We start from the raw sequence: 25,665 nt of genomic DNA, 5'->3' as shown, positions 1-25,665 counted from the left end.
GGTCAAATCCCGGTCGTGGTGTTGGTGTAAGACCCGGCCGCAAAGCTGTAAGACGGTGTGCCCGCGGTCAGAGTGCGGTTCAGCAATGAGAAGCTGCGGAAGGTCAGCGACCAGAAGGTGTTGCCGATGCTGGGGGATGAGGCGCTGTAGGTCACGCCCTGGGTCAAGGCACCGGCCACTGACCATGTCCCGGTTTTCGAACCATCGACTGGCACTTTGATGATAGCGCCGCACAGATCCATGTAACCGTAGGGCGAGAAATCCATCATGGTGTAGATGGAAAACACCATTGCCGTTGAGCTAACCGCCAGACCCGTGAGGCTGAAAGAGTTCGCGCCATTGCTCGTGTCGAGGCTGATGGAGCGGGACAGCAGCAGGGTGCCGTCGGTTGAAAACTGATAGATGTCCGCCCCGGCATAGACCGGCGCAAAAACCCTCAGGCTGCCGTCGGGGCCGAGGTTCACCGAACCACTGCCGTAGCTGGAAGGCAGGGACAGCTGCCACTGGATCACAGCGCCAGAACTGATCTTGAGCAGGCTCAGCGTGCCGTTGATGCCTGCGAGCCAGTAGATGTTGTTGCTGCTGTCTACCGCAACGCCATAGCCGTAATCATAACCCGTACTCCCGATTGAGCGCTGCCAGCTGACCGAGGGGGTGGCGGTGCTGATGACGGTGATCAGGGCGTCGATGTTGCCCGCTGTTGACGTCGAGGTGTTGCCCGAAAGGACCAGCAGGCTGCCGTCCGGGCTGAGGGCCATCTGGCTGGCATATTCGTTGCCGGAGCCACCAATCGAGCGCTGCCACAGAAGGGTGCCGGCGCTGTTGTATTTGGCGATCAGCGCGTCGGCATTTCCCGAGCCACCGCTCGAGGTTGAATAGCCAGCCACATAGACGCTGCCGGACGCATCGACCGCTGCATTGTACCAGAGATCCTGGCCCGAGCCGTTGAGGCTGCGCTGCCATTGCAGGGTGCCAGAGGTGTCGAGCTTGGCCAGCCAGCCATAGTAGTTGCTCGAATAGTAGGCCCCGGCAAGGTAGACATTGCCACTGGCATCGACCCAGCCGCCGTTGATGAAAGGCCCAGAGACATTTCGGGCCCAGATGAGCGTGCCGTCACGGTCCCATTTGAAGACCGCGCTCGTGGCGCTGGCGTAGATGTTGCCGCTGCTGTCCGTGCCCAGGATCAGGAAATTGACAACGGTCGAGCCAAAGGTCGCATACCAGAAGCTCTCGTTCGACTTCCCGTAAAGGTTGGAGAGCGAGATCGGTCCGGATGTGACACCAGCCAGCGTCCGCACGGCCGCTTCGCCGAGCGAAGTCGTGGCGGTCGATGTGCGGCCCAGTTCGACGGCGACATTGCCAAGCGAGATCGGCCCCGAAATCTGCAGCGTCATGCCCGGGCCTCGAGGCGATCGACCTTGTCGGCCAGGTCCTTCACGGCCTCGATCAGTACGCCGACGAGATTGCCATAGGCGACAGATAGCAGACCATCTTCATGGGTCGTGACCGCCTCGGGCACAATGGCTGCCAGCTCCTGGGCGATAAGACCAACGCCGCGATTGCCTGTGTCGCGCCGACTAAAGGTAACACCACGAAGTTTCCGGACACGGTCCAGCGCGCCAGTGATCGTCTCGATGTCAGTCTTCAGGCGGGCGTCGGAATAGGCGGTAATGTTGCCGGTCGCGGTAATCGATCCCGACACGGAAATACTGCCGGTGAAGCTGTCGCCGGCCTTGTTGGCAGGCGTATAGCCAAGAGCGCTCGTGACATCGCCGGAGGTCATCGATGAGCCCGCGGTGACCCGCCCTTTGGCATCGACCGTGACCTTGAGATAGGTTCCGGCCGTCACGCCGCTATTCGCCAGTGTTGCGGCAAATGACAGAGCCGCTGAGCCGTCAAATGCCGCGCTGGTGCCGGTTACATCGCCGGTCAGGGCAATGGTGCGCCCGGTCGCCCACCTGGTCGCTGTCGCGGCATTGCCGGTGCAGGATCCGGACGAACCGGTGATCGACCCACTGGCCGTGATGTAGCCGCTCGGGTTGGTCGAATTGTAGGGCGTGAAGCCCAGCGCGGTGGTGACCATGCCAGATGTCAGATTGCCGAAACCCACCTGAACGACCGTGCCGCCCGCAGTCTTTGAATAGAGCTTCTGGTCAGCCAGATTGACGGCGAGTTCGCCCGACTGCAGCGACGCGGCTGCAGGGACGCTGGACGCAGTTGAAGACCGCTTGAGCAGGATGGTGCTCGGCATCAGAAGGTTCCACCGTCCAGCGTCACGCCATCAATTGAGCCCCCGGTGATGGCGACGTTGCTCGCTGCCTGCGTCGACATGGTGCCAAGGCCAGAAATGTCAGTATTAGGAATGGTCGCGGATGCCGTGAACGCCGCCGTTCCGTTGCCCTTGAGGTAGCCGGTGAGCGTGATGGCCCCCGAGCCGCCTTTGGCCACGCCGAGCGTACCGCCGATATTGCCCAGCGTGAGGTTGGCTTCGTTGACATCTACGGTAGGGTTGCCCGCTACACCATCGCCATTGGTGACTGCGATCTTGGTCGAGCCGGCCGTCAGCGTGCGCGCTGCCACAGTCCCAGCGGCCGTACGGGCGACAATCCCGTTGGTGCCAAGGTTGTGGAGCGCCAGCGCCTGACCGGTCAGTGCGACAGCGTCAGCGGCCACAGCAATGCCTGTGCCGGCCCCCACGTCGATCGTGTTGCCGGTCTTGGTGAGGCCATTGCCGGCAACAATCTGTCCGGCGCCGTTGAACTGAACGAAGGTGACAGCAGTGGTGCCCAGCGTGCCGCCCGCATCAACCGTGCAGAGGTAGCCCACATCGGCGTTCACTGTGCCCTGTTCGACAAACAGGTAAGCCGAGACATGCTCGTCCCATGTCGAGAGATCGATCGCCCGAGCCCAGGCGCCAGAGGCAACCACATAGACGCCGTTCTGGGACGGCGTGGTCTGGTCCTTCACTAGCACGCGGTCGCCCGCGGCAAGCGCCACGCCGTCGATCGTCATGGTGCCGGACAGCGAGGCAATATTGGCAGTCGATGCGGCTTTCACCGAAGCCTTGGGATCGAGCCCCTGAACGGTCAGATCGACGTAGTTCTTGGTGGCTGCGTCCTGGGCTACCGTTGGGTCAGCAAGGCCTGTGATGCGCTGGCTGTTGAAGTCCACCGCAGCGGTAGGTGCTGCCAGCTGGTCGAGCCGGTTGGCGCGGACCCGGGCATCGGTGAAATAGAGGTTGGTGCCTTCGGCGACATCGCTGGTCGAGAGCGTGATGGCACCGGTGCGCCCTGCCACCGAAGTCACCGGGAACGTGATCGCGACATTGCTGGCCGAGGTCACGCGCCCTTTGGCGTCGACCGTGACCTGACCGACTTGCGTGGCAGAGCCATAGGAGCCAGCGGTGACGCCGCTGTTTGCAAGGGTGGCGGCAATGGTCGCATTGGCGGTGCCATTAAACGAGGCCGTACCGGTTACATCGCCGGACAGGCCGAGCGAACGCGCGATTGCCAGCGCGGTGGCGGTCCCGGCATTGCCCGAGATCGAACCCACAATCGTGCTCGAGAAGGTCTTGATCCCGGCGATGGTCTGGTCGCCCGAGAGCCCGACAAAGGCGCCCGGGCCGCCGATGGCGATGACCGAGGTCGCTGTTCCGCCAGCACCCCCGGTGCCGGTGCCGTAGTAGAGTGTGTTGTCCTGCTCGTTGAATGCGAGCTCGGCATTTGCGAGCGATGCTGGAGCCCCGGCCGCACCGCCTGCGGCCCGGCGCTTGATACGCAGGGTATTGGCCATCAGAAATTACCTCCGTCGACCAGTCTGGCCGCTTTCTCGTTGATCCATGTGTTGGTGGGGGATGAGTACGTGAGGACGTCGCCGCCCTCGGGTGCGGCCAAGGCCACGTCGGACAAGTCCGTCAGCGCGCTGAGCGGCCCGGGCGGACCTGGTGGGCCCTGAGGTCCGGTAAACCCGCGTGGACCTGAGATCCCGGCGTTTGAGACCTCGAGGGTTATGCTGGTGCCGTCGCTCTCGACGAGGATGGCCTGAACCGCCTCGATGATCTGCAGCGCGGCCGTCATTCGACATCAAACGTAAGGGTCGGCAGGACCTCACGCTCCCCGCTGTCATTCTCGAAACCGAGCGTCAGCCAGACCTTGCCAGCCCCTGCATGGAGGGGCGCTGTCTGCTCGTCGCTCCAGAGCACTTCGATCTGGCCGCCCGTTGCCGGCGGCAGAATAGCAAGCGCGGGCGGTGCAATGTTCGGGCTCTGGTCAATGACCATGAGCGCGAGACCGGAGAGATCTCGAGCGATCCCGGCGCCCTGGTCGGCAAAAAAGGTGGCGCGCACGCGCTTGGTGCCGCCCCGACGGATGGTCAGCCTGGTCATGCCTGCACCTGTGAGAAAGGAGGGTGGCGGGAGCCGCAGCCCCCGCCATTTGATCTCAGCCGATCCGGGTGGTCGCCGTCTTGCGGAACAGGACCCCGCCAATGCCGGTCAGCGCCAGGACGACGGTCAGGACGTCCGTCTGGCTGAGACCTTCCGGCAAGATGCCGATTGCGCCTGCAACGCCCCAGATGCTGCCAATGACGCCGGTCCAGATGGCCTTCGAGGTCCACCAGGGCTTCAAGTCTTCCATGTCAGTTCTCCAAAAGAAAACCCGCCAGAAGGCGGGCGGTTGTCCGGCTGCGCAAAGGGGCAGCGGATTGGTCGTGGCCTGATCAGGCCTCGTTGGTGGACAGAGTGCCGGTTGCAGCCAGTTGGACCGGCTTCGCGGTCGCTGGCACCTTGCGATATGCCGGCCGGCGCACGGCGATGCAGCGGTCCTTGGCAATCCGGGTGATGGTCACGCCATCAGACTGGTTACCGCCGAGCACATGGTAGGCGCCGTAATCCTCGCCGACATAGAGCCCGACATGGCCAGATCCCTGGCCGCGGCGAAACACCAGCGCATCGCCAAGCTGGGCTTTGTCAGCGGCCTTGCCAAACTTTGCCCAGTTGCGCGCCCAGAGCGGACCTTCGACGATTGGCTTGCCGCCCCGTTTGGCGACGACCGCCATGAACAGACCGCACCAGGGAATGCCATCCTCAAGATAGGTCCGGGCAAGCCCGACCTCCTTGGCCCATTCGAGGATCAGCGGATTGCTGGCTGGCCCGGCCACTTCAAAGGTGCCGTAAAGCTTGCGCGCTTCTTCCAGCATTCGCGGCAAAGGGCGCAGTTCATCGAGCCAGCCATAGGCCGGCGGCAGAGGGTTCATGGGAGTTTCTCCTGTGGGAGGTTAGCGGCCGGAAAAGCCCTTGAGCCGACATTGTCCTCGACCGAGTAGATCCCCTGGATCGTTTGGCCCTTGAAGGTGGACGGGCTCAGCGCTCCGCCGATCGGGTAATAGTTATTGGCAATGCCGAACCCATAGTAGATCCACCAGATGCCCTTGAACCCATCGGAATACTGACCGACTGCCATCTGGTAACGACTTGCACCACCAGATCCGAGCAGGACCCCAAGTACGCCCGACATCAGCTGATCCCAGTACCGGAGACGAACCAGACGTTGGTTTCGACCTTGATCAGCGTAGCGAGCCCACGCACGGCGAGCGTCCGGTTGCCAGTGCTGGTGGTGCCGGCCTGGCAAAGCGTAACGCCGGAACCCTGGGCGATGGTGATTGCTGAACCGCCATTGTTGATGATGGTGATGGTAGTGCCAAGCGGAAAGCTGACCGTGCCATTGGGGGGCACAGTGATGGTCTGCGCAGCAGAATTCAGCGAGTAGATGTGCTTGCCGTTGTCGGCCGCGACCAGCTGGTAGGACGCGCTCTGTGCATTCTGGGGTACTTCGCGAAAACCGATCGACCATGCTGAGCCGCCGGCGTCATTCACAGTGGAGCCAGTGGCCGCACCCGAGATCGTCTTGTTGGAAAGCGTCTGGCTATCTGTCGTCCCAACGACTGCGCCGGAGGGAACTGACCTGCCTGACCAGGAAGCGAGATTGGCGCTGTAGCCTTGTACATCGCTGCCGATGGCGAGGCCGAGATTGCTGCGGGCGGTGGCGGCATCGGCGGCACCGGTCCCGCCATTGGCAACGGCGAGAGTGCCCGTAATCTTGGAGCCGGCCAGAGAGGTCAGCCAGGCGGGATCAGCATAGGTACTGGTGGTCAGCACGGCATTGCCAGAAACCGAAGGCGCGGAGAGCGCTACGGTCCAAGAGGCAATCGTGCCGCTGCCACCCACCATGGCAACATTGACGACAAGCGCCCCGGTGCCGCTGGTGTAGGCCGTAATCTGCCCATGCATCCAGTTGGTGGGTGTGGCTGTGCTGGTGATGGTCACCCATTGGCCCACGACGAAGGCTTTACCGGTCTGGACTGTCAGGGATTTGGAGCCCGTGCCGATGGCAAGTGAGGTCGTGCTGGTGGCGCTGGTGCCGGGCGCGTTGACCGCGGTTGAGGCGCTAGCGGCCGCGTTGGTCGCGTAGCCATTGACCTCGACCGCCAGAGCATTGGCCTCCGTGCCGAAGGTCGGCAGCGCGCCGAGGAAAGCATCCGCACGCGCGGAGAAGTTCGCCGCATCCGTCCGGGACGGCGGCGTGGGCAGTGCTGTGATAGGCATGGAATTACCCCTCAGGGTGGATCAAGTGAGCCCTTCGATGGTCAGGCTGCAGTAGCTGACGGTCGGGTAGGCAAGGTCGATCGAGAACTCTTTGTAGAAGCCGTAGACGGTAAGGCTCTCGAAGCTTTCGGAGCCAATCCAGAGGACCGGCGAGGCGCGGAGCGCTGCAAGATTGCGGGCCACATCGTCGATGGCGCTGGTCGGCATGACCACCCGCGCGGTCATCCGCTTGGCAAAGGCGCGCTCGACCACCGAGGTGACACCGAACTGGTCGGTCTCTTTCCTCGAATAGTCGATGATGCCGATGTCGGCGCCGTGCTCGGTCTCGCCGATCGTAAACTGCCGGCCGAACAATAGCGCGCCGCAGGAAACGAGATCAGCCGGATTGTCGCGCGTAATGGTGACGGTGATGATACCGGCCTCGTAGACCGGCACATCGAGGAACAGCAGGCTGGATTTGCGCCCGACAGGTTCGAAGAACCAGGAGAACCAGTTGTCGATGGCCGTGCCGCCGACATTGAAGCTCTGGGTCTTCGAATAAAGCTGCGTGCCCGAAACCGTGAGCGACACTGTCGCGCTCTCCGCATCGGTGTCGATGAGTGCGACGCCGTCCGTGGCGCCTGGGGCCATCACAACCTGCAAGCTGCCAGCCCGGGTCGTGGCTGTCCCAACCCGGTCATCGAACATGGCCCAGCGGTTGGTCGGCCCCAGATCGAGCCACTTGGTCGGATCGCTCGCCGGGTTGACCCCGGTCGATGCCACCAGTGCTTCATAGCGCCGATGGGTTGCCGTCAGGATCACCCTGGCACCGACCGCATAGGCCGTCCCGGATGCCCAGACCGGGTGGTCGTTCTCCGGGGCCGTGCTGCTGGTCAACATGGCATCGGTCAGCGTGGTGGGCCGGATCAGCTTCATGCCGCCGTTCTCACGGCTAGGGCATCGCCATCTGGCGTCACGCGTTCGAGGATGCGGGCCGTCTTGATAGTCCCGGAGGCAATGGTTGCCGAGGCGATGCGCTGCTCATCGCGTAGGTCAGACAATTCCTGTTTCAGAGATGCCAGCCCATCGATCAGTACCGTGGCGCTGTCGTTTGCTGGCAACGACGCTGTCGCAGATTGATTGGAGGCGAACTGCTCCCACCAGGTCGGTGTGGCCGTGTCGCTGGTGACCTTGGCAGCGGTTTGCGCGCCAATGAGCCCGATCTTCACCGCAGCATTCTTGATCGCGATCGCCAGTTCAAAGGCGCGGAACACCTTCTCAGCGGCGAGCAGCGCCTTGTAACCGTCCGAGCCTTGCCTAAAGAAGCCCTTCGCGGCCGAGGCGAGATTACCATAGTGATTGATCTCAGCCGATGCCTGCGCCGCACGCGCGTCGGCATACTGAAACGAGGTGCGTCCATATTCGCGCTCGGCTTCAGCCACGCGCTGGGCTGCAGCCACCTGTGCTGAGGCAAAGCGGGTAATCTCGACCGTGATCGCGCCAATTGCCCCGCCGACCGAGCCGAAGGCATCAGCCATGTTCTGGGCCGCTGCTTCCGTGGCCGAGACCATGTCTTCCAGGCTTTGGAGGAACTGTTCCTGACCGCTTTGCGCAAAGTCTGCTTCCATCAGCCGAATGCGTGCGGCGCGATACCGCTCCCAAGCTTCGGCCCCGCGTTCGAGCACGATCTGTTCGCGCTCGGCCTCGAGATTGGCGAGTGCCTGCGCCCGGGCCGACTGGCCAAGCAAAGCGACCTGCTGTTCCAGCGGGCCGACCGTCTGGCGCAGGAACTCCGAGGTGGCGAATGCGCGCGTCGCCTGTTCCCAGGCTTCGCCGGCTTGGAGAATTGCAATGCGCGCCTCGTCGGTCGGCGCCTTGAGTGCGGCCATCGCAACTTCCATCCGCTTGATCTCGATCGGGGTCTTGCCGATCTTGGCAGTCTCAAGCGCGAGATTGGCGGCAAAGTCCCGGGCGGCCTGGAGCGCGCGTTCGGCTTCCGTTTCCTTGGGGCCTTTTGCGCTGCTTGCACGGTCAGTGCTGTCGCCGCGGATCTCTTCCGCCTTGGCGGCAAGCCGGGCCTTGGCAGCAGCGATGCTGTTTTCCCGCCAGCGTGCTGAAAAGGCGTCCATCATGCTCATCGCATCGCCAAAAGCGGACGCGAATTCATCGCGGACCTGTGCGCCCATGCGGGCAGTCGAGCCGGCAAAACTGTTTTCCATTCGCGGCAGAGCAACGCTCTCGATCCGGGTGATGGTGGCAAGCCCGACGCGGTCGAGCACAGGGTTTACCCATTCAGCCAGCCAGTTGAGCGCTGCGATCGCTTTGTTGGCGAGGTATTCGATCCCGCTGATTGCCAGATTGGCGGCGCCAACAGCGGCTTCTCCGATAACGCCGGGCAGTGCAGCCCAAGTCACGCGGATCGCATTGAGCGCATTGTAGCCGGTGGCATCGAAGGTCGCAGGGGTAGACAGGCTTCGAGACCGCCACGCCGCGCTTGGTAACCCCGGTCAGGACGACCAGTGTCAGGGCGGGCAGAGGAGTGCTCGATCTCGTTGGTGACTTGGACAAGCCCGTTTTGTCACGGGCTGCTTTCATCGGCAGGTGTGAGATTAGCCCGGGTCGGGGATTCCCCGTCTTTCTTTACATCCCGCAGCCCATGTTCGGGGGGCAAATAGACAACCTCGATCCCGTGGCAGTAGCACCGCCGGGTCCAAGACTGGTGCTTGTTCCGACAAGACGGACTGTTACGCTTCAAGAAGTCCAGCGACTTGATAAGCATCAGGCCACAATCATGGCGCTAGAGGATGTTCTCCTCTGGCAGACACGGAACGGGTTTCAATTGGTCGACGAACCCGGGAGACTCTTTGCGGCGCTAATCGATGGTGTCGTCGGCCTTGAGAAGGTCAAGAAGCCAACCGTCGCGGTGCCTGTGGGCACCACATGGGAAGACATAGAGTTCGATCTTGCAGATGCCGAGCAGTTCAATGTGAACTTCCTCGGGCGGAGCCGGATCGTAATCCCTCATGACCTCGACATGATTAAAGGCCCCCTAAACAAGCCTACGTTGCAATGGGAAATGCTTGAGAAATTCGCATACGCGCGCGGGCAGCCGGTGGGCTGCATCGGCATCCTGCGCCCGATGCTTCACAAGGGCACCTTCATTCAGGCGGTAGGTCGCGGGCTGCGCAAGGTTGATCCCCAACGTTACCCCGGCATCATCAAGACCGACTGCGTCATTCTCGACTTCGCAGGCGCGGCCATTCGTCACGGCTGCCTCGAGCAGGAAATTTCGCTCGACGATGACGACACGGACCCCGGCACGGCACCCTACAAGACCTGCCCGGACTGCGAAGCCGAGATCCCTCTCGGGACGGGTGAATGCCCGTTTTGTGGCCATGTCTTCACCCGCCAGGTCGGCGAGAAGCACATCCTGACCGACTTCGAACTGCTGGAGATCGACCTGCTGAACCAGTCGCCTTTCCAGTGGTGCGACGTCAGTGGCGATGGCTCGTCTCTGATCGCCAGTGGGTTCGACGCCTGGGCTGGCGTGTTCCATGACGGCACCCTCTGGCATGCATTGGGCGGTCCCAAGGCCGGTGCGCCGCGCAAGATCGCGATCGGGACCAAGGTGCAGGCTCTGGCTGAGGCCGACGATTTCTTGCGCTCGGCCGAAAACGGCCTGGCTGCCGCCAAGAGCAAGCGGTGGCTCAAGGAACCGGCATCTACCAAGCAGCTCGACTGCCTGCGCCGGGCGGGAGCCTCTGTGTCGCCGATGAACTTCGGCGTGTCCAAGTACGATGCCAATTGCCAGCTGCGCTACTACTGGAACCGCCATGCGATCACTTCGGCTGTCTTCGGGCAGGCGCACCGGAGCGCCGCATGAAACGCCCGAACCCGCTCCATCCCGACAAGATGTCGCCAGCCGCGCGGCGGGCTGAACTGTGCGATCTGCTTGGTGCGGGGCTCGCTCGCCTGCACCTGCGGAATACGGGTCAACTATCTGAAGAAGATGGAGACTTTCCGCTACACAACTCGCTCGAACAGAGCGGTAGTGCCGGTGCAACTCACCGGAGCAACGCACAATGAAACCTGATCCCGTACTCGCACGGCTGGCGGCCATGAAGGCAGCGCCCATCGCCGAACTGAAGAAGCAGTGGCGTGAACTGTTCAGCGAGGAGCCGCCGGCCTTCAACCGGCGCTACCTCGAAAGCCGACTGGCCTACCGCATCCAGGAACTCGCCTACGGCGGGCTGAAGGTGGAAACGGTCAAACGGCTGCAGCAACTGGGCGAGCAGCTCGATGGGGGCAACATCACTACCCGCCGGGTCCGTGCCGACCTGAAGCCCATCACCGGCACCCGCCTGATCCGCGAGTGGCAGGGGGTGGAGCACACTGTGACCGTCACCCTCGACGGCTTCGAATGGCAGGGGCGTCCCTACCAGTCGCTGTCCGCAATTGCCCGCGCCATCACCGGCTCACGCTGGAATGGCTGGGTCTTCTTCGGCCTCAAGGATCATCGGAGGGCAGCATGAACAAACCGCTCGTCCGCAAGCTGCGCTGCGCGGTCTATACCCGCAAGTCATCGGAAGAAGGGCTCGAGCAGGAGTTCAACTCGCTCGATGCCCAGCGCGAGGCCTGCGAAGCCTACATCGCCAGTCAGCGGTCAGAAGGCTGGGTGCCGGTCCGCGATCATTACGACGACGGCGGGATTTCTGGCGGTACGCTGGAACGCCCCGCGCTGCAGCGCCTGCTGGCCGATATCGAGGAGGGCCTGATCGACGTGGTGGTGGTCTACAAGATCGACCGTCTTTCGCGATCGCTGATGGACTTCTCAAAACTGGTCGAGGTTTTTGACCGGAACGATGTGACCTTCGTGTCCATCACACAGTCGTTCAACACCACGACCTCTATGGGCCGCCTGACCCTGAACATTCTGCTCAGCTTCGCCCAGTTCGAGCGTGAGGTGACCGCAGAGCGCATCCGCGATAAGTTCGCCGCTTCCCGTGCCAAGGGGATCTGGATGGGCGGTGTCCCGCCGCTGGGCTATGATGTCCAGTCGCGAAAGCTGGTGGTGAATGAAAAGGCGGCCGCCAACGTCCGCTACATTTTCCAGCGGTTCCGCGATGTCGGCTCGGCCACCCTTCTGCTGCGGGAATTGCGAGAGCGAGGCATCACGACCCGGCAAGGCAAGACGATTACCAAGGGCTACTTGTACCGCCTGCTCGCCAACAAGGCCTACATCGGCGAGGCCGTCCACAAGGGTAACAGCTATCCGGGCGAACATGACGCGATCATTGATCAGGAGCTCTGGGATGCTGTGCGCGCCATCACGAAGGAAAGTCCGCGGACCCGGGCGAATCGTGCGCGCGCCAATACGCCTGCGTTGCTGAAGGGTCTGCTCTGGGGTTCGGATGGCGGGGCGTTTTCACCGACCCACTCCTGCAAAAACGGCAAGCTCTACCGCTACTACGTCAGCCAGACGCTGCTCCGCCATGGAGCAGGCTCCACCACTGTCGGGCGCGTGCCTGCCGCCGAAATCGAAGGCGCGGTCGTCAACCAGCTGCGCGCCGTGTTCCGGCAGCCGGAAATCATCATCGGCGCATGGAAGGAGGCCGTGAAACACGCGCCCGCAATGACCGAAGCTCAAGCGCGGGAGGCCCTGATCAATGTGGACCCGATGTGGGATGAACTGTTCCCGGCCGAGCAGGCCCGGATCGTGCAGCTACTCGTCGACCGGGTCATCGTTGGCAGCGCCGGTCTCGAGCTGAAGCTGCGGGTGGACGGGCTCGATGCGCTGGCCCGCGAACTGCAGGTGCCGGAACTGGAGGAGGCAGCGTGAGCAAGGTCGTGATAATTCCCCAGACAGTTTCGATCCACATTCCGTTCCAGATCACCAAACGTGGCGGCCGCAAGGAGATGGTTCTGCCTGCTGGTGCCCAGCTTCAGCGCCCACGCACCGACAACACCGTGGTCAAGGCGCTGGCGCGAGCCTTCCGCTGGAAGCGCCTGCTGGAAACCGGTGCCTACACATCGGTGTCGGACCTCGCCGAGAAGGAAAAGATCGGTCTGAGCTATCTGACCCGGGTCCTGCGCATGACGCTGCTGGCCCCTGACATCATCGATGCAATTCTTGACGGCCGACAGGGTGACGGGATTGATCTTGCCACGCTGGCCGCGCCGTTCCCCAACGAATGGGGCGCGCAGCGGCGACACTTTGGAATCGACGCCTGATGGGGTGCATCTCCGTGAAAACCGCGGATGCTTTTTGCTGACGGCAGCGACCATGGCTTGCTATCGCAGGCAGCATGACCAACGCCCGCGCCGTCGATAGCTTCACCGAGATCGCCACCTTGCACATCATGCTCAAGGACTCTGACCCGCCGATCTGGCGCGAGGTTGAAGTTCCGACCTCGATCACCCTCAAGGTCCTGCATGATATCGTTCAGGTCAGCATGGGTTGGCTTGACTATCACCTGTGGCAGTTCGTCATCGGCGGTCAGACCTATGGCCTGCCCATGGACGAAGACTGGGGCAAAGCGCCGCGCAAGCCCGCCTCGCGAACCCGTCTGCGCGACGTCATTGGCCCGGGCATCACGCCGATCGATTACACTTACGACTTCGGCGACAACTGGGAACACGAGCTCGTTATCAGTGATGTTCGTCGCGGTGATCCCGGCAAGGCCTATCCCCGCTACATTGGCGGCGAGCGAGATTGCCCGCCCGAGGATTGCGGAGGCATTCCCGGCTTTTACGAGATGCTGGAAGCCAGGGCGGATCCAACCCATCCGGACCATGCCGAGATTAGCGAGTGGCTGGACGAATACGACCCTGACGAGCTGGATGTTTTTCCGATCGAGGTGGCGCTCGGCCGGATTGCCGCACGCCGCAATGCGGCGGCCAAGCGTATTCTGAAGCCGGCAAACGACTGAAAGGCCTGGGGCGCGGACAGCGCCACCCCTGCGGCGGGTTTACCGCACGGGCTGATCGCATCCGTTGACGAATCACAGCAACAGTGTTCTTTTTATGTTCCATTCATCCTGGAACCTGAAAAGTGCTGCGCTTCGTCGAATATCCCACCCCGCTCGAACTGCCTTTGTTTGGCTCGCCTGTAGAGGCTGGCTTCCCAAGCCCGGCCGATGACCACATCGAGGGCAAGCTCGACCTGAACGAGCATCTGGTGCGGCGGCCGGCCGCAACCTTCTTTGTGCGTGCGGCCGGGGAGTCCATGCGCGGCGCCTGATCCGGCATCCGCCACTCGCCGGAATGGATGGAAACCGCACTAGATCGTAACTACTCACTATGGCCATCCTGTCGATGCTGATGTGTGATGGGCCGTCACCCGCGGCAAATCGATTGCTTCCTGGTAATGCAATCGGCTCATCTACGCCTTGACGTGGCGCTTACCCGATCCTAAAAAATAGTGATTGATTACTATCTAAGGCGCGACTCATGCAGACCAGATATATGCCAGCTGACGATCGACGGGCCGTCACTGTCGAGGCCGTGGTGGCGCTGGCGGCGCAGCAAAACCCCGGCGACATCACGACCGCCGCGATCGCTGCACACATGGGGGTCACGCAAGGGGCGCTGTTCCGGCATTTCCCGACCAAGGAAGCCATCCTTGAGGCGGTCATGGATTGGGTGGCGGATCGGTTGCTGGCGCGGATCGACAAGGCATCTCACGGCGCGCCAACGCCGCTAGATGCGCTTGAAGCAATGTTCATGGCCCATGTCGGCTTTTTCGTGGAACATCCCGGCGTCCCTCGGATGCTGTTCGGGGAATTGCAGCGGGCCGAAATGACAGCGCCCAAGCGCGTGGCGCACAAGATGTTGCGACGTTACCGCGAGCGGCTCGTCACTGTGATCGAGGACGGCAAGTCAAGCGGGCAGCTGGAGCAGGGTAACGACACGGCCGCGCTCGGCACGCTGTTCATCGGAATGATCCAGGGGCTGGTGATGCAATCGCTGCTGGCCGGTGACGTGCAACTTATCCGTCGGGAAGCGCCGGGCGTATTCGCGCTGTTCCGCCGCGCAGTCGCGGTGCGCCCATGAACATCACCGCCATGCAGCGCCGCAAACTGGCGCTGATCGCTGTCATAGCCGTGCTCGGCGCTCTGCTGGCCTATGTGGCGCTGCGTTCCGGCCCATTGGCGCCGATTGCGGTCACGACGGCAAAGGTGGAGAGCCAGTCGCTGCGCCCGGCGTTGTTCGGGGTTGGCACGATCGATGCCGAACGCACCTACCGCGTCGGGCCGACGTTTGCGGGCCGGGTCAGGAGCCTGACCGTCAATGTCGGTGACCGTGTGGTGGCAGGCCAGACTATTGGTGAGATGGATCCGGTCGATCTGGATGACCGGATGGCCGCGCAAGCATCGGCCATGCAGGGTGCCGAGGCGGCTGTTCGCGAGGCCACCGCCCGGCAAGCCTATGCCGCAAGCGAGGCAGGCCGCTATGAAAGCCTGCTGGCCGCACGTGCCACCAGCGAAGAGGTGCTGGCCGCCAAACGGCAGGAACTGGTGGCGGCCAAGGCTGCGGCCGCGAACGCCCGGTCCAATCTGGAGCGGATGCGCGCAGACCTTTCCGGGCTGCAATCGCAACGCGGCAACCTGCGCCTCATTGCGCCGGCATCGGGAATTGTCACGCTGCGAGAGGTAGAGCCGGGCACGGTTGTGGCCGGTGGGCAGACCGTCATCGAAATCATTGATCCGGCGAGCCTGTGGGTCGATGTCCGGATCGATCAGGTGAGTTCGGCCGGGCTGCGGGCTGGATTGCCGGCGCGAGTGCAATTGCGATCGAGCGATGGGAAGGTTCTGCATGGCCGGGTGCTACGCATCGAGCCCAGAGCCGATCCGATCACGGAGGAAACCCTGATCAAGGTGGTGTTCGACACGCTTCCCACGCCGCTCCCCCCGCTTGGCGAATTTGCCGAAGTCACGCTTGACCTTGCCCCGATTGCCAAGGGTCCGGTTGTGCCGAATGCCGCAATCCGGCGGATGGGTGACCGCATCGGCGTATGGAAACTTGACGACGGGGACCCTGTGTTTGTGCCGGTCGAACTCGGCAAGGCCGATCTGGGCGGGCGCGTTCAGGTGCTCAAAGGGCTGGACGATGGCGATACGATCATCGTCTACAGCGAGCAGGAGCTCGGCCCAAACAGCAATATCAGCGTTGTTGATCGCATTCCCGGGGTCACGCCGTGATCAGCCTTGCCGGGCGGGACATCCTCCACAGCTGGGGGAAGTTCGTGTTTACCGGCGTTGGCCTCGGCCTGCTGATCGGGGTAACGCTGGTGATGGCCGGGGTGTATCGCGGCATGGTCGATGACGGGAAGGCACTGCTGGATAACAGCGGTGCTGATCTGTGGGTGGTGCAGCGCGACACGCTTGGTCCCTACGCGGAATCCTCCAGCATCAGTGATGATCTCTACCGCACCGTGCTGGCCATGCCGGGTGTCGCCGAGGCTGCCAATGTCACCTATCTGACGATGCAGGTCCGCCAAGGCGAGACCGACGTCAGGGCGATGGTGGTGGGCATCATGCCCGGCGCGGCATGGGGATCGCCGGGCTGGCCATCCTATCTGGTCGAAGGTCGCCAGATCACGCGGGGCCATTACGAGGCCGTCGCCGATATTGCCTCGGGCTTTGGGCTGGGGGATGAGATCACCATTCGCCGCAACCGGTATCAGGTGGTCGGGCTGACGCGCCGCATGGTGTCGTCCAGCGGCGACCCGATGGTGTTCATTCCGCTGAAGGATGCACAGGAGGCCCAGTTCCTGAAGGACAATGAAGCCATCTGGCAGAACCGTAGGCGAACTGCGGCCAACCCGGCGTTCAATCGTCCCGGACAGCCAGATATCCTCGATGCGGTGGATGCCTCCCAGGCCAGCAGCACGTCGGTCAACGCCATTCTGGTGCGGCTTGCGCCCGGCGGCGATGCCGAAGCTGTGGCCCAGGCGATCCGCCGCTGGAAAAGATTGACTGTCCACACCCGCGCCGAAATGGAAGACATCCTGATCGGCAAGCTGATCGCCACCTCATCACGGCAGATCGGGATGTTTCTGGCCATCCTGTCGATCGTCAGCGCAGCGATAGTCGCCTTCATCATCTACTCGCTGACGATGGACAAGATCCGCGAGATCGCGGTGCTCAAGCTGATCGGCACGCGCAACCGCACGATCGCGGGGATGATCCTCCAGCAGGCCCTTGCGCTTGGGACAATCGGCTTTGCGGTGGGCAAGATCACCGCCACTTTCGCCGCGCCATACTTCCCCAAATATGTGCTGCTGTTGCCGATGGATGCCATCGCCGGTTTCATCGCGGTGATGATCATCTGCGCGCTCGCCAGCCTGATTGCGATCAGGATGGCGTTGAAGGTCGATCCGGCCGAAGCGATCGGAGGCTGAGATGACAGCGCTTGGCATTCGCATCGAAGGACTGAGAAAACGCTACGGCGAAGGCGACACCGCTGTCGATGCCTTGAAGCATGTCGATATGGAGGTTGCGCCGGGAGAAGTGGTTGGTCTGATCGGCCCTTCGGGATCGGGCAAGAGCACGCTGCTCAAATGCCTTGGCGCGGTGATCGATCCGACCGCAGGCCGCATGACGCTGGGCGGCGAGGTGATTTACGATGATGGCTGGAAGGTTTCCGACCTGAGGGCGCTGCGCCGCGACAAGATCGGCTTCGTGTTTCAGGCACCCTATCTGATCCCGTTTCTCGATGTGGTGGACAATGTCGCGCTGCTGCCGATGCTGGCCGGGCTGCCCAATGCCGAAGCCCGCGCGCGCGCATTGGAATTGCTGACCGCGCTGGATGTGCACCACCGGGCAGCGGCCATGCCGTCGCAATTGTCGGGCGGGGAACAGCAACGCGTCGCCATCGCGCGCGGTCTGATCAATCGCCCGCCGGTGATCCTGGCTGACGAGCCGACGGCGCCGCTGGACTCCGAACGCGCCATGGCGGTGATGCGGATCCTGAATGAGATGGCCGAAAAATATCAGACCGCCATCATCATCGTCACCCATGACGAAAAGATCATTCCGACCTTCAAGCGAATTTATCATATCCGGGACGGCATCACGTCCGAAGAAGCGGGTGAAGGACGGCCCATCTCATGACCCTTGGCAAAAACCACACGCCGCTGCCGCAATCAGGAAAGCCGGTCTTGGCCACCCGCCATGCCGCCAGCCTTGCCTTGATGGTTGTGCTGGCCGGATGCGCTGCGGGGCCGGATTTCGAACGGCCCGCGCCGCCGGTGTCCGAAACCTATTCGTCCCATGCCGACAACGCGCTCGTCACGCCGGCTCCTTCCGCAGTGGACAGCGCCCAGCGGGTTGTGCCGGGAATGCCGGTGGCAGCGGAATGGTGGCGCACCTTCGGATCGCCGCGGCTCGATGCGTTGATTGCCGATGGCTTGCAGCACAGTCCCACACTGGCCGCCGCGCAAGCCACGCTGCGGCAGGCGCAGGAGCTGCAGCAAGCCCGCGCCGGATCGACGCAGTTGCCGCAGGCCGAAATCGGTGCATCGGCGCAGCGTCAGCGGTTCAATCCGGGAGCCTTGGGGCAGGATCAGGACCCCCGCGAATTCAGCCTTTACAACGCCGGCGTCACGGTCAGCTACAATCTCGACCCGGCCGGCAGCAATCGCCGTGCGATCGAGGCGCTGTCAGCGCGCGCCGACACGCAGGGGTTTGAATTGCAGGCCGCCCGGCTGACGCTGGCGGGCAACATTGCGACCGCTGCTTTCGCGCGAGCGCAGATCGCCGCGCAGATCGAAAGCACCACGGCGCTGCTCGCCAACATCGAAGAACAACGCGATATTGCCCGCGCTCGGCTGCGGCTGGGCAATGCCGCCGCCGATGAAGTGCTGGCGCTGGACACACAGACTGAGCAGCTCCGGGCCGGGCTTCCCGTGCTCAGGCAGCAACTGGCGGAAACCGAACATCTGCTGGCCACGCTGGCGGGCCGGGCACCCGGCCAGGGCGGTGTCCCCGATTTCGCGCTGAGCGAGTTCACCTTGCCGCAGGATTTGCCGCTGGTTGTGCCTTCGCAGCTTGTTCGCCAACGGCCCGACATTCTGGCGGCCGAAGCCATGGTCCATGCCGCCAACGCGGATTACGGCGTGGCCGTGGCGCAGATGTATCCGCAACTGAACCTCAGCGCGACGCTGGGCACGCAGGCGCTGACGGGCGACGCGCTGTTCGGCGGCCAGTCGATTGTCTGGAATATCATCGGGCAGTTGACCCAGCCGCTCTTCAACTCCGGCCTTCCTCATGAAAAACGGGCGGCGCTTGCCGGGTTCGATGCTGCCACGGCCCATTACAAGGAGGCGGTGCTGAAGGCCTTGCGCGACGTGGCCAATGTGCTGGTGGCGGTGGACACCGACGCCCACGCTCTCGCCGCGCAGTCCAGCGCCGCTGCTGCTGCTCAAGGATCGCTGAAGACGATGCAGCGACGCTACCAGCTTGGCGCGGCAAGCCATGTCGAGGTTCTGATCGCCGCCCAGCAGGCAGAGCGGGCACAGCTGGCGGTGATCGCGGCCCGGGCCGACCGTCTGGCAAACAGCGCCGCCTTCTATGTTGCGATGGGGGGCGGGCCAGTTCCAGCTGAGGTCACGGAGTAGCCTTTGATCTTTGCCTAATGCCGCCAGTAAATGGAACTATGCCTCCCGGCGCCCAGCAGATCATCTCCGTGTGGCGAGCGGTTCGGGAACATTGACCGAAAGCCTCGTCGATCCGAGCACCTATTTCCCTCGCCGTCACGCCGGAAACTCGCGCGACCCTGAAAACTCGCCGTTCAGCAAATCACCAAGTTGCAGGCGCGAAGCGCCCTGCGGCAGCTTCCTTAGAGTCGGCTTGCAGCTTTAGCTCGGCCGTGGTCAAGAACCCGTTATTTGGCAACCAGCCCAGTTGTTGGCGGGATGCCGGCAGCATTGGCCAAGCGCTCGTCGTCGGATATTGGCGAAACCCGCCGTTCGGCACCTCGCCGTCGGACGGCAGGAAAGTCTAAAATTCAGCCATCCAGGTTGACTGGTAACCTTGTCCGCTTTCTGGCGATCGACATGCTACCCACCAACCGACGTAGTTGCTCAAAACGGACATCTGAATTCCTCCGACGACCCTGCGCGGGGCGATCCCACACTCAGTCTAAGCGAGATGTCGATTTCATCGTCGAGCTTAGAGACCGGTCTCGATCTTATAAGCTCGAAACATAGGCACACCCTACGCGACAGGTCGCCATGATATTGCAATGAAATTAAACAAGAAAATGTCGGAACGTGCGCATGGCAGCTTCTCAATCAAATCCGACTGACCAATCGGATCAGATAAGTTGATCGTTATGCCGCTGGAAAAGCGATACATTTTTCAGACTTCAATCATGCGAATCTGATTAGAAGGTCGCAAGTTCAAATCTGACCCACATTGTCCCACGTTTTCCACAGGCATCCGGCTGATGAAGGGGCTCATCTGGGGGCCTCAGAAGGCTGCGGTGTAAAAATTAATACGATCTATCAATATATTGAGCCGACGATTGGCTTCCCTTCACCCGCTCCTGACCGGCCCCCACTGAGTGGTCCGCTATGTTTGTTAGTGTAAAACCGGCTCTGGTGCCATGGCTGGCCGCAGGTGGAGCGAAGCGGAACCGGAGGGCATGGAGGCTGCCGATCCAGACCTGCCTGACGCTGCTGTTGAACACATCAGCCACATGCTGACGCTAGCCAAGAGCAAGCATCAGGAGGCCATGGCGTTGCTCGGTACGCCTGATCCGAGCGCAGTTCCTCGACTGCGGGAGGTGCTTCGGTTGCTTGAGGAGGTCGAGCTTCTGGCCGACGACGCCTCGACTTACGTCGAGACCGGCGTGATGAAAGCGGCCCTCAAGGATCTGCACTTTCAGCAGGCCAGCGTTCAAATGGCGATTGCCCAGCTTGAGCAGATGACGGCGCGGTCACCCTGGGCAACGCCCTGGCCGTGGATCACGATTATGGCCCTGGCGCTGATCATCGCCCAAGCTTTGCGTTGATGCAGTGGTTGGAACCGGGACGGTTTTTGAGGTGAATCTCGGTTCTGACCCCAAAATGGCGCGCCAGAATATCTGCATATTTTCAATGCGATAAAGCTCTACACTAAAATCGGTGTAGTCGAGAGCTTTGGAGAATATCGGCAGAGAGAGAGCATGTCAGGGGCATATCAGGCCTAACCCGGTGGAGAGCCCTTTGCCTATAACCCTTGAAACAAACGGGATTTTTCGATCTCAACCCATGAAATAGAATGATTCCAATGGGTTAAATGGCGGAGCGGGAGGGATTCGAACCCTCGATACGCTTTTGACGTATACTCACTTTCCAGGCGAGCGCCTTCGACCACTCGGCCACCGCTCCGCATGCACTGGAAAGCGCGCCCTAGCGCCGGGGCGGGGATCGTGCAAGCGTTGCTGATGCGGCGGCAGTCGCTATCTTGGCCGGCATGACACGCACATTCGGCCTGGCCCCTTCGCTTGACGAGATTGAAACCATGGCCCGCGCGGCGTTGGCGCGGTTGCCAGAGCCGTTTGCCGGACATCTGGACGGGGTGCTGCTGGTGATCGAGGATTTTGCCGATGCCGATACGCTGGCCGATCTGGGCATCGCCGATCCGTTCGAGCTGACCGGCCTGTACGAAGGGATTCCGGTCGGCGAGAAACATCATGCCTCTGGCACGATGCCCGACCGGATCAGGCTGTTTCGCGCGGCGATCCTGGATGAGTGGATCGCGCGGGGCGACGAGCAACTGGAAACGCTGGTGGCCCACGTGCTGATTCACGAGGTGGGGCATCACTTCGGGCTGTCCGACGACGATATCGAGGCACTGGAAGCCGACGCCTGAAGCGCATGCACGCCGGGCGCGCAGCGCCTCCACCCTCGATGATCAGCCGCTGCGACCCGGCGCGGTTCGTGCGGGCCTGACCCGGTCCACCGCATTGATGTGGCGGGCCAGCAAGGCCGAGGCCTGGTCAAGATCGGCCCGGGCATAGGCTTCGAAAATGCGCCAGTGATCGAAATTGTAACGCGGCTTCCACGGCGTGCCCCGGGCCGATGCGAAGACGTGGCAGGAATAGGCGAGGTTCAGTTCGGCAATCGCCGCGATCAGCCGGGGCATACCGCAGGGCCTGGCCAGTCCGACATGAAACTCACGGTTGGCGGCTTCGTTCTCGAACACGTCAGGCGCGGCATCGGCGCGGCGCAGCACCGCCTCCAGCGCGCGCAGATGATCCCGCCCCGGCGGGCGGACGATCGATCGCAGGGCCAGCACTTCGAGCGCGCCGCGCATGGCGGCGATCTCACGCTCCGCCGCCGCATCCAGCGCGGCCACGCGCACACCCCGACGGGGCAGGGATTCGACCAGCCGCATGGCTTCAAGCCGGCGGAACGCCTCGCGCATGGTGCCCTGGCTGACCGCGAATTCGCGCGCCAGATCGTCCTGGCGCAAGCGCTGCTGCGGGGCGAATTCGCCGTGCAGGATCCGCCCAAGCAGAGCCTGCGCGATCCGGTCGACCAGACCGCCCTCATCACCGGGAAGGGTCACGCCATTCATTATCGATAATCAATCGCGAATCTTGCTGACGCCACCATGACCCCGCCCATACAGCGCAATGCCCACCGCAGCGACCCCGCAGATTATCGATAAAAGGACCAAGCCATGCCCACCGACCGGACCGATGCCGATTGCCGCACCGACTGGACCCGCGCGGAAATCGCCGCGCTGTTCGAGCTGCCGTTCGATAAACTGCTGTTCCAGGCCCAATCGGTGCACCGGGCGCATCATCGCCGGGGCGAGGTGCAGCTGTGCACCCTGCTATCGATCAAGACCGGCGGCTGCCCTGAGGACTGCGGCTATTGCAGCCAGTCGGCCCATGCCGCGAGCGGCGTCACCGCGGCCAAGCTGATGGACGTCGATGCCGTGCTGGCCAGCGCCGCAGAGGCACGGGGCGCCGGATCGCAGCGGTTCTGCATGGGCGCTGCGTGGCGCAACCCCAAGGATCGCGACATGCCCGCGCTGGTGCGAATGATTCAGGGGGTACGCGCGATGGGCATGGAAACCTGCATGACGCTGGGGATGCTGAGCGAGGACCAGGCCCGCACGCTGAAAGAGGCCGGGCTGGATTATTACAACCACAACATCGATACCAGCCCGGAGCATTACGCCAGCGTCATCACCACCCGCACGTTCCAGGACCGGCTGGATACGCTGGATCACGTCCGTGAAGCCGGGATCAACGTGTGCTGCGGCGGGATCGTGGGCATGGGCGAAACCCGCGCCGACCGGGTGGGCTTCATCCATGCGCTGGCCACCCTGCCCCGCCATCCGGAAAGCGTGCCGGTCAACGCCCTGATCCCGATCAGGGGCACGGTGCTGGGCGACATGCTGGAAGGCACGCCGCTGGCCCGGATCGACGAGATCGAATTCGTCCGCACGGTCGCCGCGGCCCGCATCACCATGCCCCGCAGCATGGTGCGCCTCTCCGCCGGACGCGAATCGATGTCGGACGCGGCACAGGCGCTGGCCTTCATGGCCGGTGCGAACTCGATCTTCACCGGCGACCGGCTGCTGACCACGCCCAATGCCGGTGACAGCCGCGACGCAGACCTGTTCGCGCGGCTGGGTCTGGCCCCGCTGCAAGGCGATGAGCCGATGCGCGCCTCAGCTGCAGAATGAAGGGCGCGCTACCCGGCGATGTAATCCGGCGCCGAAGGCGAGAAACACCGACAGGCTTGCCAACACTGCCGCGCCTGCCGGGTGGTTTGACAGCCGCCGCCTAGAACACCGCGCGGATTTCCGCCCGGCGCTGCGACTGGCCGGGGATGCCGTCGGCGTCCGGATGGTCGGTCGGCTGCGCGGCCAGTTTCGCGCGGGTTTCGATCGGCAGGCCGGGCAGCAGCCGGGACAGCGTCTCGGCCATCGCATCGGCGCGTTGCTGGGCCACTTGCGGGCGTTCGGCCAGTTTCCGCCCCGTCACCGTTTCCGGCTGGGTCGCGGCATAGCCGGTGATGATCAGCTTTTTCGGCTTGGCCGCGCGCAGCCAGGTCACCGCGTTATCGATGATGAAATCGTCGTACTGATAGACCAGGAAATCGCGGTCGAACTCGAAATAGGTGACGAAGGTCCGCTCCGAATAGGGGCCGGGCGGCACCGGGCGGGCGACCGACAGCGGCTGGATATTGCGCGGCGGCAGCTTGAACTTGCGCCCCGGATAGCCTTCTGCCGGCAGCACGTGCCGCACGCAGGGCGTATCCAGCCGGGACGTGCGCACCGGTTCCAGCACCGGGGCGCCGCAGGCGGTGGGAGCTTCGGCACTGACGCGCCCTTCGACCAGCACGCCCATGCCGACATCGGGCTTGTAGGGCGAATGGCTGACATCCCAGCGCAGCCCGGTGGCCGGATCGTCCGCCAGCCAGCAGCCCGATTTCTTGCCGCTGTCCGCGTCGCGGTAGACCGGGCAGGAGACGAACCGCACCAGCGCGCCCGTCTCGGCAGCGTGGGCGGAGAGCGGCGCCAGCAGCGCCAGCAGGGTTGCGGCGGATTTCACAGCACGCTCATCAGGTTCACCAGATCCTGCTTTTCCTGCTCGGTATAACCGATGTTGTAGCGCCGCTCGTAATAGTCGACCACGGCGCGCAGATCCTTGGCCAGCCCGTTGGAGAAATAGGGCGCGCGCGCCGCCAGCCCGCGCATGGATTGCAGCGTGATCTTGCCAACGTCGGCGCACTTGCCCGAAGTCAGCGCAAAGCCCGGATCATAGGTCAGGATCACCCGGCCATAGTGCGGATGCGGTTCGCCCAGGCAGGTCACGCGGAACAGCGGCAGATCGTCCCACGGATCGGCGAACGGCAGGGTGGTGGTGCCAAGGTCCACCTGCCCCGGCGCCACGTCATTCCCCATCTGCGTCATGTTGTGGCAGAACACGCAGGAATTGCGCACCGGGTTGCCGAACCCCATTCGGGAATTGATGCCGGCGCTGTCAAAGATCAGGAACGTGCGGTCGCGGAACACCCGCGCCCCGCGCGCCACCGACTGGCGGAAAGCCAGCTGCTCCGGCGTCAGGCGGGCGGCATCGGCCGGGCTGATCCGGTCCCACGCGGCAAATTCGCTCCACACCGGCGTGCCGATGCTGCCCAGCGCACCGGGCTGGCTGTCGCGCAGCTTCACCGGGCCGCCTTCCGCCCCCAGCGTATCGAGCGCCCCGCCCTGCACCGATTCCTGCTGCGCGGCATAGATCCGCAGTTCGAAGTCCCGGATCCGGTCGATCTGCTGCGGGGTCAGTTTGCCCATCAGCTGCAAGTGGCTGGCGGCGGCGTCTTCCATCTGCAGCCGCAGGTTGCCGGCGCGGTTGTCGGCCATCAGGTTGCCCGATTGCGGCTTGCCGTCATCCGGATCGAGCGGCAGCGCATAGCCCTGCTTGGGATCGAACGGGAACCCGACCGCGAGCAGGTATTTCAGGTTAGCGACCGGGCGCGGGCGGCGATAGACCGAGATGTTGCCGGCTTCCGGCCCGCGTCCGGGGCCGCTGTTGCACCCGTTGGGATCGCGCACGACCTCGATCCGGAAGTCGGGCTTGACCGGCTTGCCGTTGAAGCTGCGCACCGGCCACGGGCGCTCGATCCGCAGCAATCCGCGTTCCAGCAGCAGCGAGTGCGAGGCCCGCTCCCCTTGCGGCAGGGTCGGGCAGTTGGACCCGTCGATGGCGGCGAACAGCGGGTCCTTGCCCCCGGTCGCGTCCCAGCGTTCGCGGGCGGTGCGGGCCGAAAGGCTCATCCCGTCGGCGGGCTGGTGGCAGGTGACGCAGGCCCGGCCATTGGTGCCGATCGGTTCGAAAAAGGGATGGCCCTTCGTCTCGATCGGGCCATCGACGACCAGCGTGCGGATCGTGCCGTGATCGTTGGTGTAATCGAGCGTCGCGGGAAAGACCCGGCCCTCGCCCGGCGACCACCAGCGGTCGGGCGCGTCTGCCCCGACGCGCACAGATTGCGTGGCCGCCCCGGCCAGCACCGCCGCCGGCAGCCCCAACAGGAGCAACCGGCGGCGCAGCGCGCTGGAAGGGCGGCCGCGCGGCAT

28 protein-coding genes and 1 tRNA gene are annotated in these 25,665 nt (G+C 63.4%); 14 read left to right on the top strand and 15 right to left on the bottom strand.

Annotation, left to right across the window (positions count from 1 at the left end):
- Nucleotides 1-2: 2 nt before the first annotated feature.
- The 11 genes from IE113_RS01830 to IE113_RS01780 form a co-directional block, all read right to left on the bottom strand.
- Entirely contained in the window at nucleotides 3-1,394 is a 1,392-nt protein-coding gene (locus IE113_RS01830) for an NHL repeat-containing protein (RefSeq protein ID WP_189538705.1), read from the bottom strand.
- The gene (locus tag IE113_RS01825; RefSeq protein ID WP_189538704.1) at nucleotides 1,391-2,251 is read right to left on the bottom strand and encodes a tail fiber domain-containing protein; all 861 of its coding nucleotides are present in this window, start codon (nucleotides 2,249-2,251) and stop codon (nucleotides 1,391-1,393) included. The genes IE113_RS01830 and IE113_RS01825 overlap by 4 nt, the downstream gene beginning before the upstream one ends.
- Nucleotides 2,251-3,792 (bottom strand): beta strand repeat-containing protein, encoded by a 1,542-nt coding sequence (locus IE113_RS01820; RefSeq protein WP_189538993.1) that lies wholly within the window; start codon nucleotides 3,790-3,792, stop codon nucleotides 2,251-2,253. Before IE113_RS01820 ends, IE113_RS01825 begins: the two co-directional genes overlap by 1 nt.
- Nucleotides 3,792-4,076 (bottom strand): hypothetical protein, encoded by a 285-nt coding sequence (locus IE113_RS01815; protein ID WP_189538703.1) that lies wholly within the window; start codon nucleotides 4,074-4,076, stop codon nucleotides 3,792-3,794. Before IE113_RS01815 ends, IE113_RS01820 begins: the two co-directional genes overlap by 1 nt.
- A complete protein-coding gene (locus tag IE113_RS01810) occupies nucleotides 4,073-4,384 on the bottom strand; it encodes a hypothetical protein (protein WP_189538702.1) in 312 nt (103 codons plus the stop codon). The genes IE113_RS01815 and IE113_RS01810 overlap by 4 nt, the downstream gene beginning before the upstream one ends.
- Before the next feature lie 55 nt (nucleotides 4,385-4,439).
- Nucleotides 4,440-4,634 carry a hypothetical protein gene (locus IE113_RS01805; RefSeq protein ID WP_189538701.1) on the bottom strand — a complete coding sequence of 65 codons (195 nt, stop codon included), beginning with the start codon at nucleotides 4,632-4,634 and terminating at the stop codon, nucleotides 4,440-4,442.
- An 82-nt stretch (nucleotides 4,635-4,716) separates the two neighbouring features.
- Nucleotides 4,717-5,253, bottom strand: coding sequence for a TIGR02594 family protein (locus IE113_RS01800; protein ID WP_189538700.1), 537 nt, complete (start codon nucleotides 5,251-5,253; stop codon nucleotides 4,717-4,719).
- Complete coding sequence (locus tag IE113_RS01795; protein WP_189538699.1) at nucleotides 5,250-5,513, bottom strand: hypothetical protein; 264 nt, start codon at nucleotides 5,511-5,513, stop codon at nucleotides 5,250-5,252. Before IE113_RS01795 ends, IE113_RS01800 begins: the two co-directional genes overlap by 4 nt.
- A complete protein-coding gene (locus IE113_RS01790) occupies nucleotides 5,513-6,601 on the bottom strand; it encodes a hypothetical protein (RefSeq protein ID WP_189538698.1) in 1,089 nt (362 codons plus the stop codon). Before IE113_RS01790 ends, IE113_RS01795 begins: the two co-directional genes overlap by 1 nt.
- A gap of 21 nt (nucleotides 6,602-6,622) precedes the next feature.
- Complete coding sequence (locus IE113_RS01785) at nucleotides 6,623-7,516, bottom strand: hypothetical protein (protein WP_189538697.1); 894 nt, start codon at nucleotides 7,514-7,516, stop codon at nucleotides 6,623-6,625.
- Nucleotides 7,513-8,994 carry a hypothetical protein gene (locus tag IE113_RS01780; RefSeq protein ID WP_189538696.1) on the bottom strand — a complete coding sequence of 494 codons (1,482 nt, stop codon included), beginning with the start codon at nucleotides 8,992-8,994 and terminating at the stop codon, nucleotides 7,513-7,515. The genes IE113_RS01785 and IE113_RS01780 overlap by 4 nt, the downstream gene beginning before the upstream one ends.
- Nucleotides 8,995-9,419: 425 nt before the next feature.
- Between IE113_RS01780 and IE113_RS01775 the strand changes: the two genes are divergently transcribed.
- The 12 genes from IE113_RS01775 to IE113_RS01720 all read left to right on the top strand — a co-directional run bounded on the left by IE113_RS01775 (nucleotide 9,420) and on the right by IE113_RS01720 (nucleotide 20,596).
- The gene (locus IE113_RS01775) at nucleotides 9,420-10,463 is read left to right on the top strand and encodes a zinc ribbon domain-containing protein (RefSeq protein ID WP_189538695.1); all 1,044 of its coding nucleotides are present in this window, start codon (nucleotides 9,420-9,422) and stop codon (nucleotides 10,461-10,463) included.
- Between the two features lie 199 nt (nucleotides 10,464-10,662).
- The gene (locus IE113_RS01770; RefSeq protein WP_189538694.1) at nucleotides 10,663-11,112 is read left to right on the top strand and encodes a DUF2924 domain-containing protein; all 450 of its coding nucleotides are present in this window, start codon (nucleotides 10,663-10,665) and stop codon (nucleotides 11,110-11,112) included.
- The gene (locus IE113_RS01765; protein ID WP_189538693.1) at nucleotides 11,109-12,419 is read left to right on the top strand and encodes a recombinase family protein; all 1,311 of its coding nucleotides are present in this window, start codon (nucleotides 11,109-11,111) and stop codon (nucleotides 12,417-12,419) included. The genes IE113_RS01770 and IE113_RS01765 overlap by 4 nt, the downstream gene beginning before the upstream one ends.
- Nucleotides 12,416-12,811, top strand: a complete 396-nt coding sequence (locus tag IE113_RS01760; protein WP_189538692.1) for a hypothetical protein — start codon at nucleotides 12,416-12,418, stop codon at nucleotides 12,809-12,811. The genes IE113_RS01765 and IE113_RS01760 overlap by 4 nt, the downstream gene beginning before the upstream one ends.
- 74 nt (nucleotides 12,812-12,885) lie before the next feature.
- On the top strand, nucleotides 12,886-13,509 hold the full coding sequence (locus tag IE113_RS01755) for a plasmid pRiA4b ORF-3 family protein (RefSeq protein WP_101797239.1): 624 nt from the start codon (nucleotides 12,886-12,888) through the stop codon (nucleotides 13,507-13,509).
- A 122-nt stretch (nucleotides 13,510-13,631) separates the two neighbouring features.
- Nucleotides 13,632-13,820 carry a S24 family peptidase gene (locus tag IE113_RS01750; protein WP_207759220.1) on the top strand — a complete coding sequence of 63 codons (189 nt, stop codon included), beginning with the start codon at nucleotides 13,632-13,634 and terminating at the stop codon, nucleotides 13,818-13,820.
- A gap of 209 nt (nucleotides 13,821-14,029) precedes the next feature.
- On the top strand, nucleotides 14,030-14,632 hold the full coding sequence (locus IE113_RS01745; RefSeq protein WP_101797240.1) for a TetR/AcrR family transcriptional regulator: 603 nt from the start codon (nucleotides 14,030-14,032) through the stop codon (nucleotides 14,630-14,632).
- Complete coding sequence (locus IE113_RS01740) at nucleotides 14,629-15,780, top strand: efflux RND transporter periplasmic adaptor subunit (RefSeq protein ID WP_101797241.1); 1,152 nt, start codon at nucleotides 14,629-14,631, stop codon at nucleotides 15,778-15,780. The genes IE113_RS01745 and IE113_RS01740 overlap by 4 nt, the downstream gene beginning before the upstream one ends.
- Nucleotides 15,777-16,982, top strand: a complete 1,206-nt coding sequence (locus tag IE113_RS01735) for an ABC transporter permease (RefSeq protein ID WP_094473000.1) — start codon at nucleotides 15,777-15,779, stop codon at nucleotides 16,980-16,982. Before IE113_RS01740 ends, IE113_RS01735 begins: the two co-directional genes overlap by 4 nt.
- 1 nt (nucleotide 16,983) lies before the next feature.
- The gene (locus IE113_RS01730) at nucleotides 16,984-17,694 is read left to right on the top strand and encodes an ABC transporter ATP-binding protein (RefSeq protein WP_094473001.1); all 711 of its coding nucleotides are present in this window, start codon (nucleotides 16,984-16,986) and stop codon (nucleotides 17,692-17,694) included.
- Nucleotides 17,691-19,199 (top strand): efflux transporter outer membrane subunit, encoded by a 1,509-nt coding sequence (locus IE113_RS01725; protein ID WP_101797242.1) that lies wholly within the window; start codon nucleotides 17,691-17,693, stop codon nucleotides 19,197-19,199. The genes IE113_RS01730 and IE113_RS01725 overlap by 4 nt, the downstream gene beginning before the upstream one ends.
- A 1,028-nt stretch (nucleotides 19,200-20,227) precedes the next feature.
- Nucleotides 20,228-20,596 (top strand): hypothetical protein, encoded by a 369-nt coding sequence (locus tag IE113_RS01720; RefSeq protein ID WP_189538691.1) that lies wholly within the window; start codon nucleotides 20,228-20,230, stop codon nucleotides 20,594-20,596.
- Between the two features lie 267 nt (nucleotides 20,597-20,863).
- Here IE113_RS01720 and IE113_RS01715 read toward each other — a convergent pair.
- Nucleotides 20,864-20,954 (bottom strand) — tRNA-Ser (locus tag IE113_RS01715).
- Nucleotides 20,955-21,039: 85 nt separating this feature from the next.
- On the opposite strand from IE113_RS01715, the gene IE113_RS01710 reads away from it, so the two are divergent.
- Nucleotides 21,040-21,438, top strand: a complete 399-nt coding sequence (locus IE113_RS01710) for a metallopeptidase family protein (protein ID WP_189538690.1) — start codon at nucleotides 21,040-21,042, stop codon at nucleotides 21,436-21,438.
- A 42-nt stretch (nucleotides 21,439-21,480) separates the two neighbouring features.
- Here the strand turns inward: IE113_RS01710 and IE113_RS01705 are convergent, their stop codons facing one another.
- Nucleotides 21,481-22,137: a GntR family transcriptional regulator gene (locus IE113_RS01705; RefSeq protein ID WP_229822059.1), complete on the bottom strand. Its 657-nt coding sequence runs from the start codon at nucleotides 22,135-22,137 to the stop codon at nucleotides 21,481-21,483.
- Between the two features lie 114 nt (nucleotides 22,138-22,251).
- On the opposite strand from IE113_RS01705, the gene bioB reads away from it, so the two are divergent.
- Nucleotides 22,252-23,268 carry a biotin synthase BioB gene (gene bioB / locus IE113_RS01700; RefSeq protein WP_189538688.1) on the top strand — a complete coding sequence of 339 codons (1,017 nt, stop codon included), beginning with the start codon at nucleotides 22,252-22,254 and terminating at the stop codon, nucleotides 23,266-23,268.
- A 100-nt stretch (nucleotides 23,269-23,368) separates the two neighbouring features.
- On the opposite strand, the gene IE113_RS01695 is transcribed toward bioB, so the two are convergent.
- Together IE113_RS01695 and IE113_RS01690 are read right to left on the bottom strand one after the other, a co-directional pair.
- A complete protein-coding gene (locus tag IE113_RS01695; protein WP_189538687.1) occupies nucleotides 23,369-24,139 on the bottom strand; it encodes a hypothetical protein in 771 nt (256 codons plus the stop codon).
- A complete protein-coding gene (locus IE113_RS01690) occupies nucleotides 24,136-25,665 on the bottom strand; it encodes a hypothetical protein (RefSeq protein ID WP_189538686.1) in 1,530 nt (509 codons plus the stop codon). The genes IE113_RS01695 and IE113_RS01690 overlap by 4 nt, the downstream gene beginning before the upstream one ends.

This window comes from Novosphingobium arvoryzae, from assembly GCF_014652615.1.
In the GTDB taxonomy this organism is placed as follows: Bacteria; Pseudomonadota; Alphaproteobacteria; order Sphingomonadales; family Sphingomonadaceae; genus Novosphingobium; species Novosphingobium arvoryzae.
The sequence above is the reverse complement of the archived record's forward strand: the minus strand, read 5'-3'. Positions and strand labels throughout refer to the sequence as shown.

Excerpts from the sequence above, each read along its gene's own strand:
- IE113_RS01830 (WP_189538705.1), bottom strand. The coding sequence starts at position 1,394 with ATGACGCTGCAGATTTCGGGGCCGATCTCGCTTGGCAATGTCGCCGTC.
- IE113_RS01825 (WP_189538704.1), bottom strand. The coding sequence starts at position 2,251 with ATGCCGAGCACCATCCTGCTCAAGCGGTCTTCAACTGCGTCCAGCGTC.
- IE113_RS01820 (WP_189538993.1), bottom strand. The coding sequence starts at position 3,792 with ATGGCCAATACCCTGCGTATCAAGCGCCGGGCCGCAGGCGGTGCGGCC.
- IE113_RS01815 (WP_189538703.1), bottom strand. The coding sequence starts at position 4,076 with ATGACGGCCGCGCTGCAGATCATCGAGGCGGTTCAGGCCATCCTCGTC.
- IE113_RS01810 (WP_189538702.1), bottom strand. The coding sequence starts at position 4,384 with ATGACCAGGCTGACCATCCGTCGGGGCGGCACCAAGCGCGTGCGCGCC.
- IE113_RS01805 (WP_189538701.1), bottom strand. The coding sequence starts at position 4,634 with ATGGAAGACTTGAAGCCCTGGTGGACCTCGAAGGCCATCTGGACCGGC.
- IE113_RS01800 (WP_189538700.1), bottom strand. The coding sequence starts at position 5,253 with ATGAACCCTCTGCCGCCGGCCTATGGCTGGCTCGATGAACTGCGCCCT.
- IE113_RS01795 (WP_189538699.1), bottom strand. The coding sequence starts at position 5,513 with ATGTCGGGCGTACTTGGGGTCCTGCTCGGATCTGGTGGTGCAAGTCGT.
- IE113_RS01790 (WP_189538698.1), bottom strand. The coding sequence starts at position 6,601 with ATGCCTATCACAGCACTGCCCACGCCGCCGTCCCGGACGGATGCGGCG.
- IE113_RS01785 (WP_189538697.1), bottom strand. The coding sequence starts at position 7,516 with ATGAAGCTGATCCGGCCCACCACGCTGACCGATGCCATGTTGACCAGC.
- IE113_RS01770 (WP_189538694.1), top strand. The coding sequence starts at position 10,663 with ATGAAACCTGATCCCGTACTCGCACGGCTGGCGGCCATGAAGGCAGCG.
- IE113_RS01765 (WP_189538693.1), top strand. The coding sequence starts at position 11,109 with ATGAACAAACCGCTCGTCCGCAAGCTGCGCTGCGCGGTCTATACCCGC.
- IE113_RS01755 (WP_101797239.1), top strand. The coding sequence starts at position 12,886 with ATGACCAACGCCCGCGCCGTCGATAGCTTCACCGAGATCGCCACCTTG.
- IE113_RS01745 (WP_101797240.1), top strand. The coding sequence starts at position 14,030 with ATGCAGACCAGATATATGCCAGCTGACGATCGACGGGCCGTCACTGTC.
- IE113_RS01740 (WP_101797241.1), top strand. The coding sequence starts at position 14,629 with ATGAACATCACCGCCATGCAGCGCCGCAAACTGGCGCTGATCGCTGTC.
- IE113_RS01730 (WP_094473001.1), top strand. The coding sequence starts at position 16,984 with ATGACAGCGCTTGGCATTCGCATCGAAGGACTGAGAAAACGCTACGGC.
- IE113_RS01725 (WP_101797242.1), top strand. The coding sequence starts at position 17,691 with ATGACCCTTGGCAAAAACCACACGCCGCTGCCGCAATCAGGAAAGCCG.
- IE113_RS01720 (WP_189538691.1), top strand. The coding sequence starts at position 20,228 with ATGGAGGCTGCCGATCCAGACCTGCCTGACGCTGCTGTTGAACACATC.
- IE113_RS01710 (WP_189538690.1), top strand. The coding sequence starts at position 21,040 with ATGACACGCACATTCGGCCTGGCCCCTTCGCTTGACGAGATTGAAACC.
- bioB (WP_189538688.1), top strand. The coding sequence starts at position 22,252 with ATGCCCACCGACCGGACCGATGCCGATTGCCGCACCGACTGGACCCGC.
- IE113_RS01690 (WP_189538686.1), bottom strand. The coding sequence starts at position 25,665 with ATGCCGCGCGGCCGCCCTTCCAGCGCGCTGCGCCGCCGGTTGCTCCTG.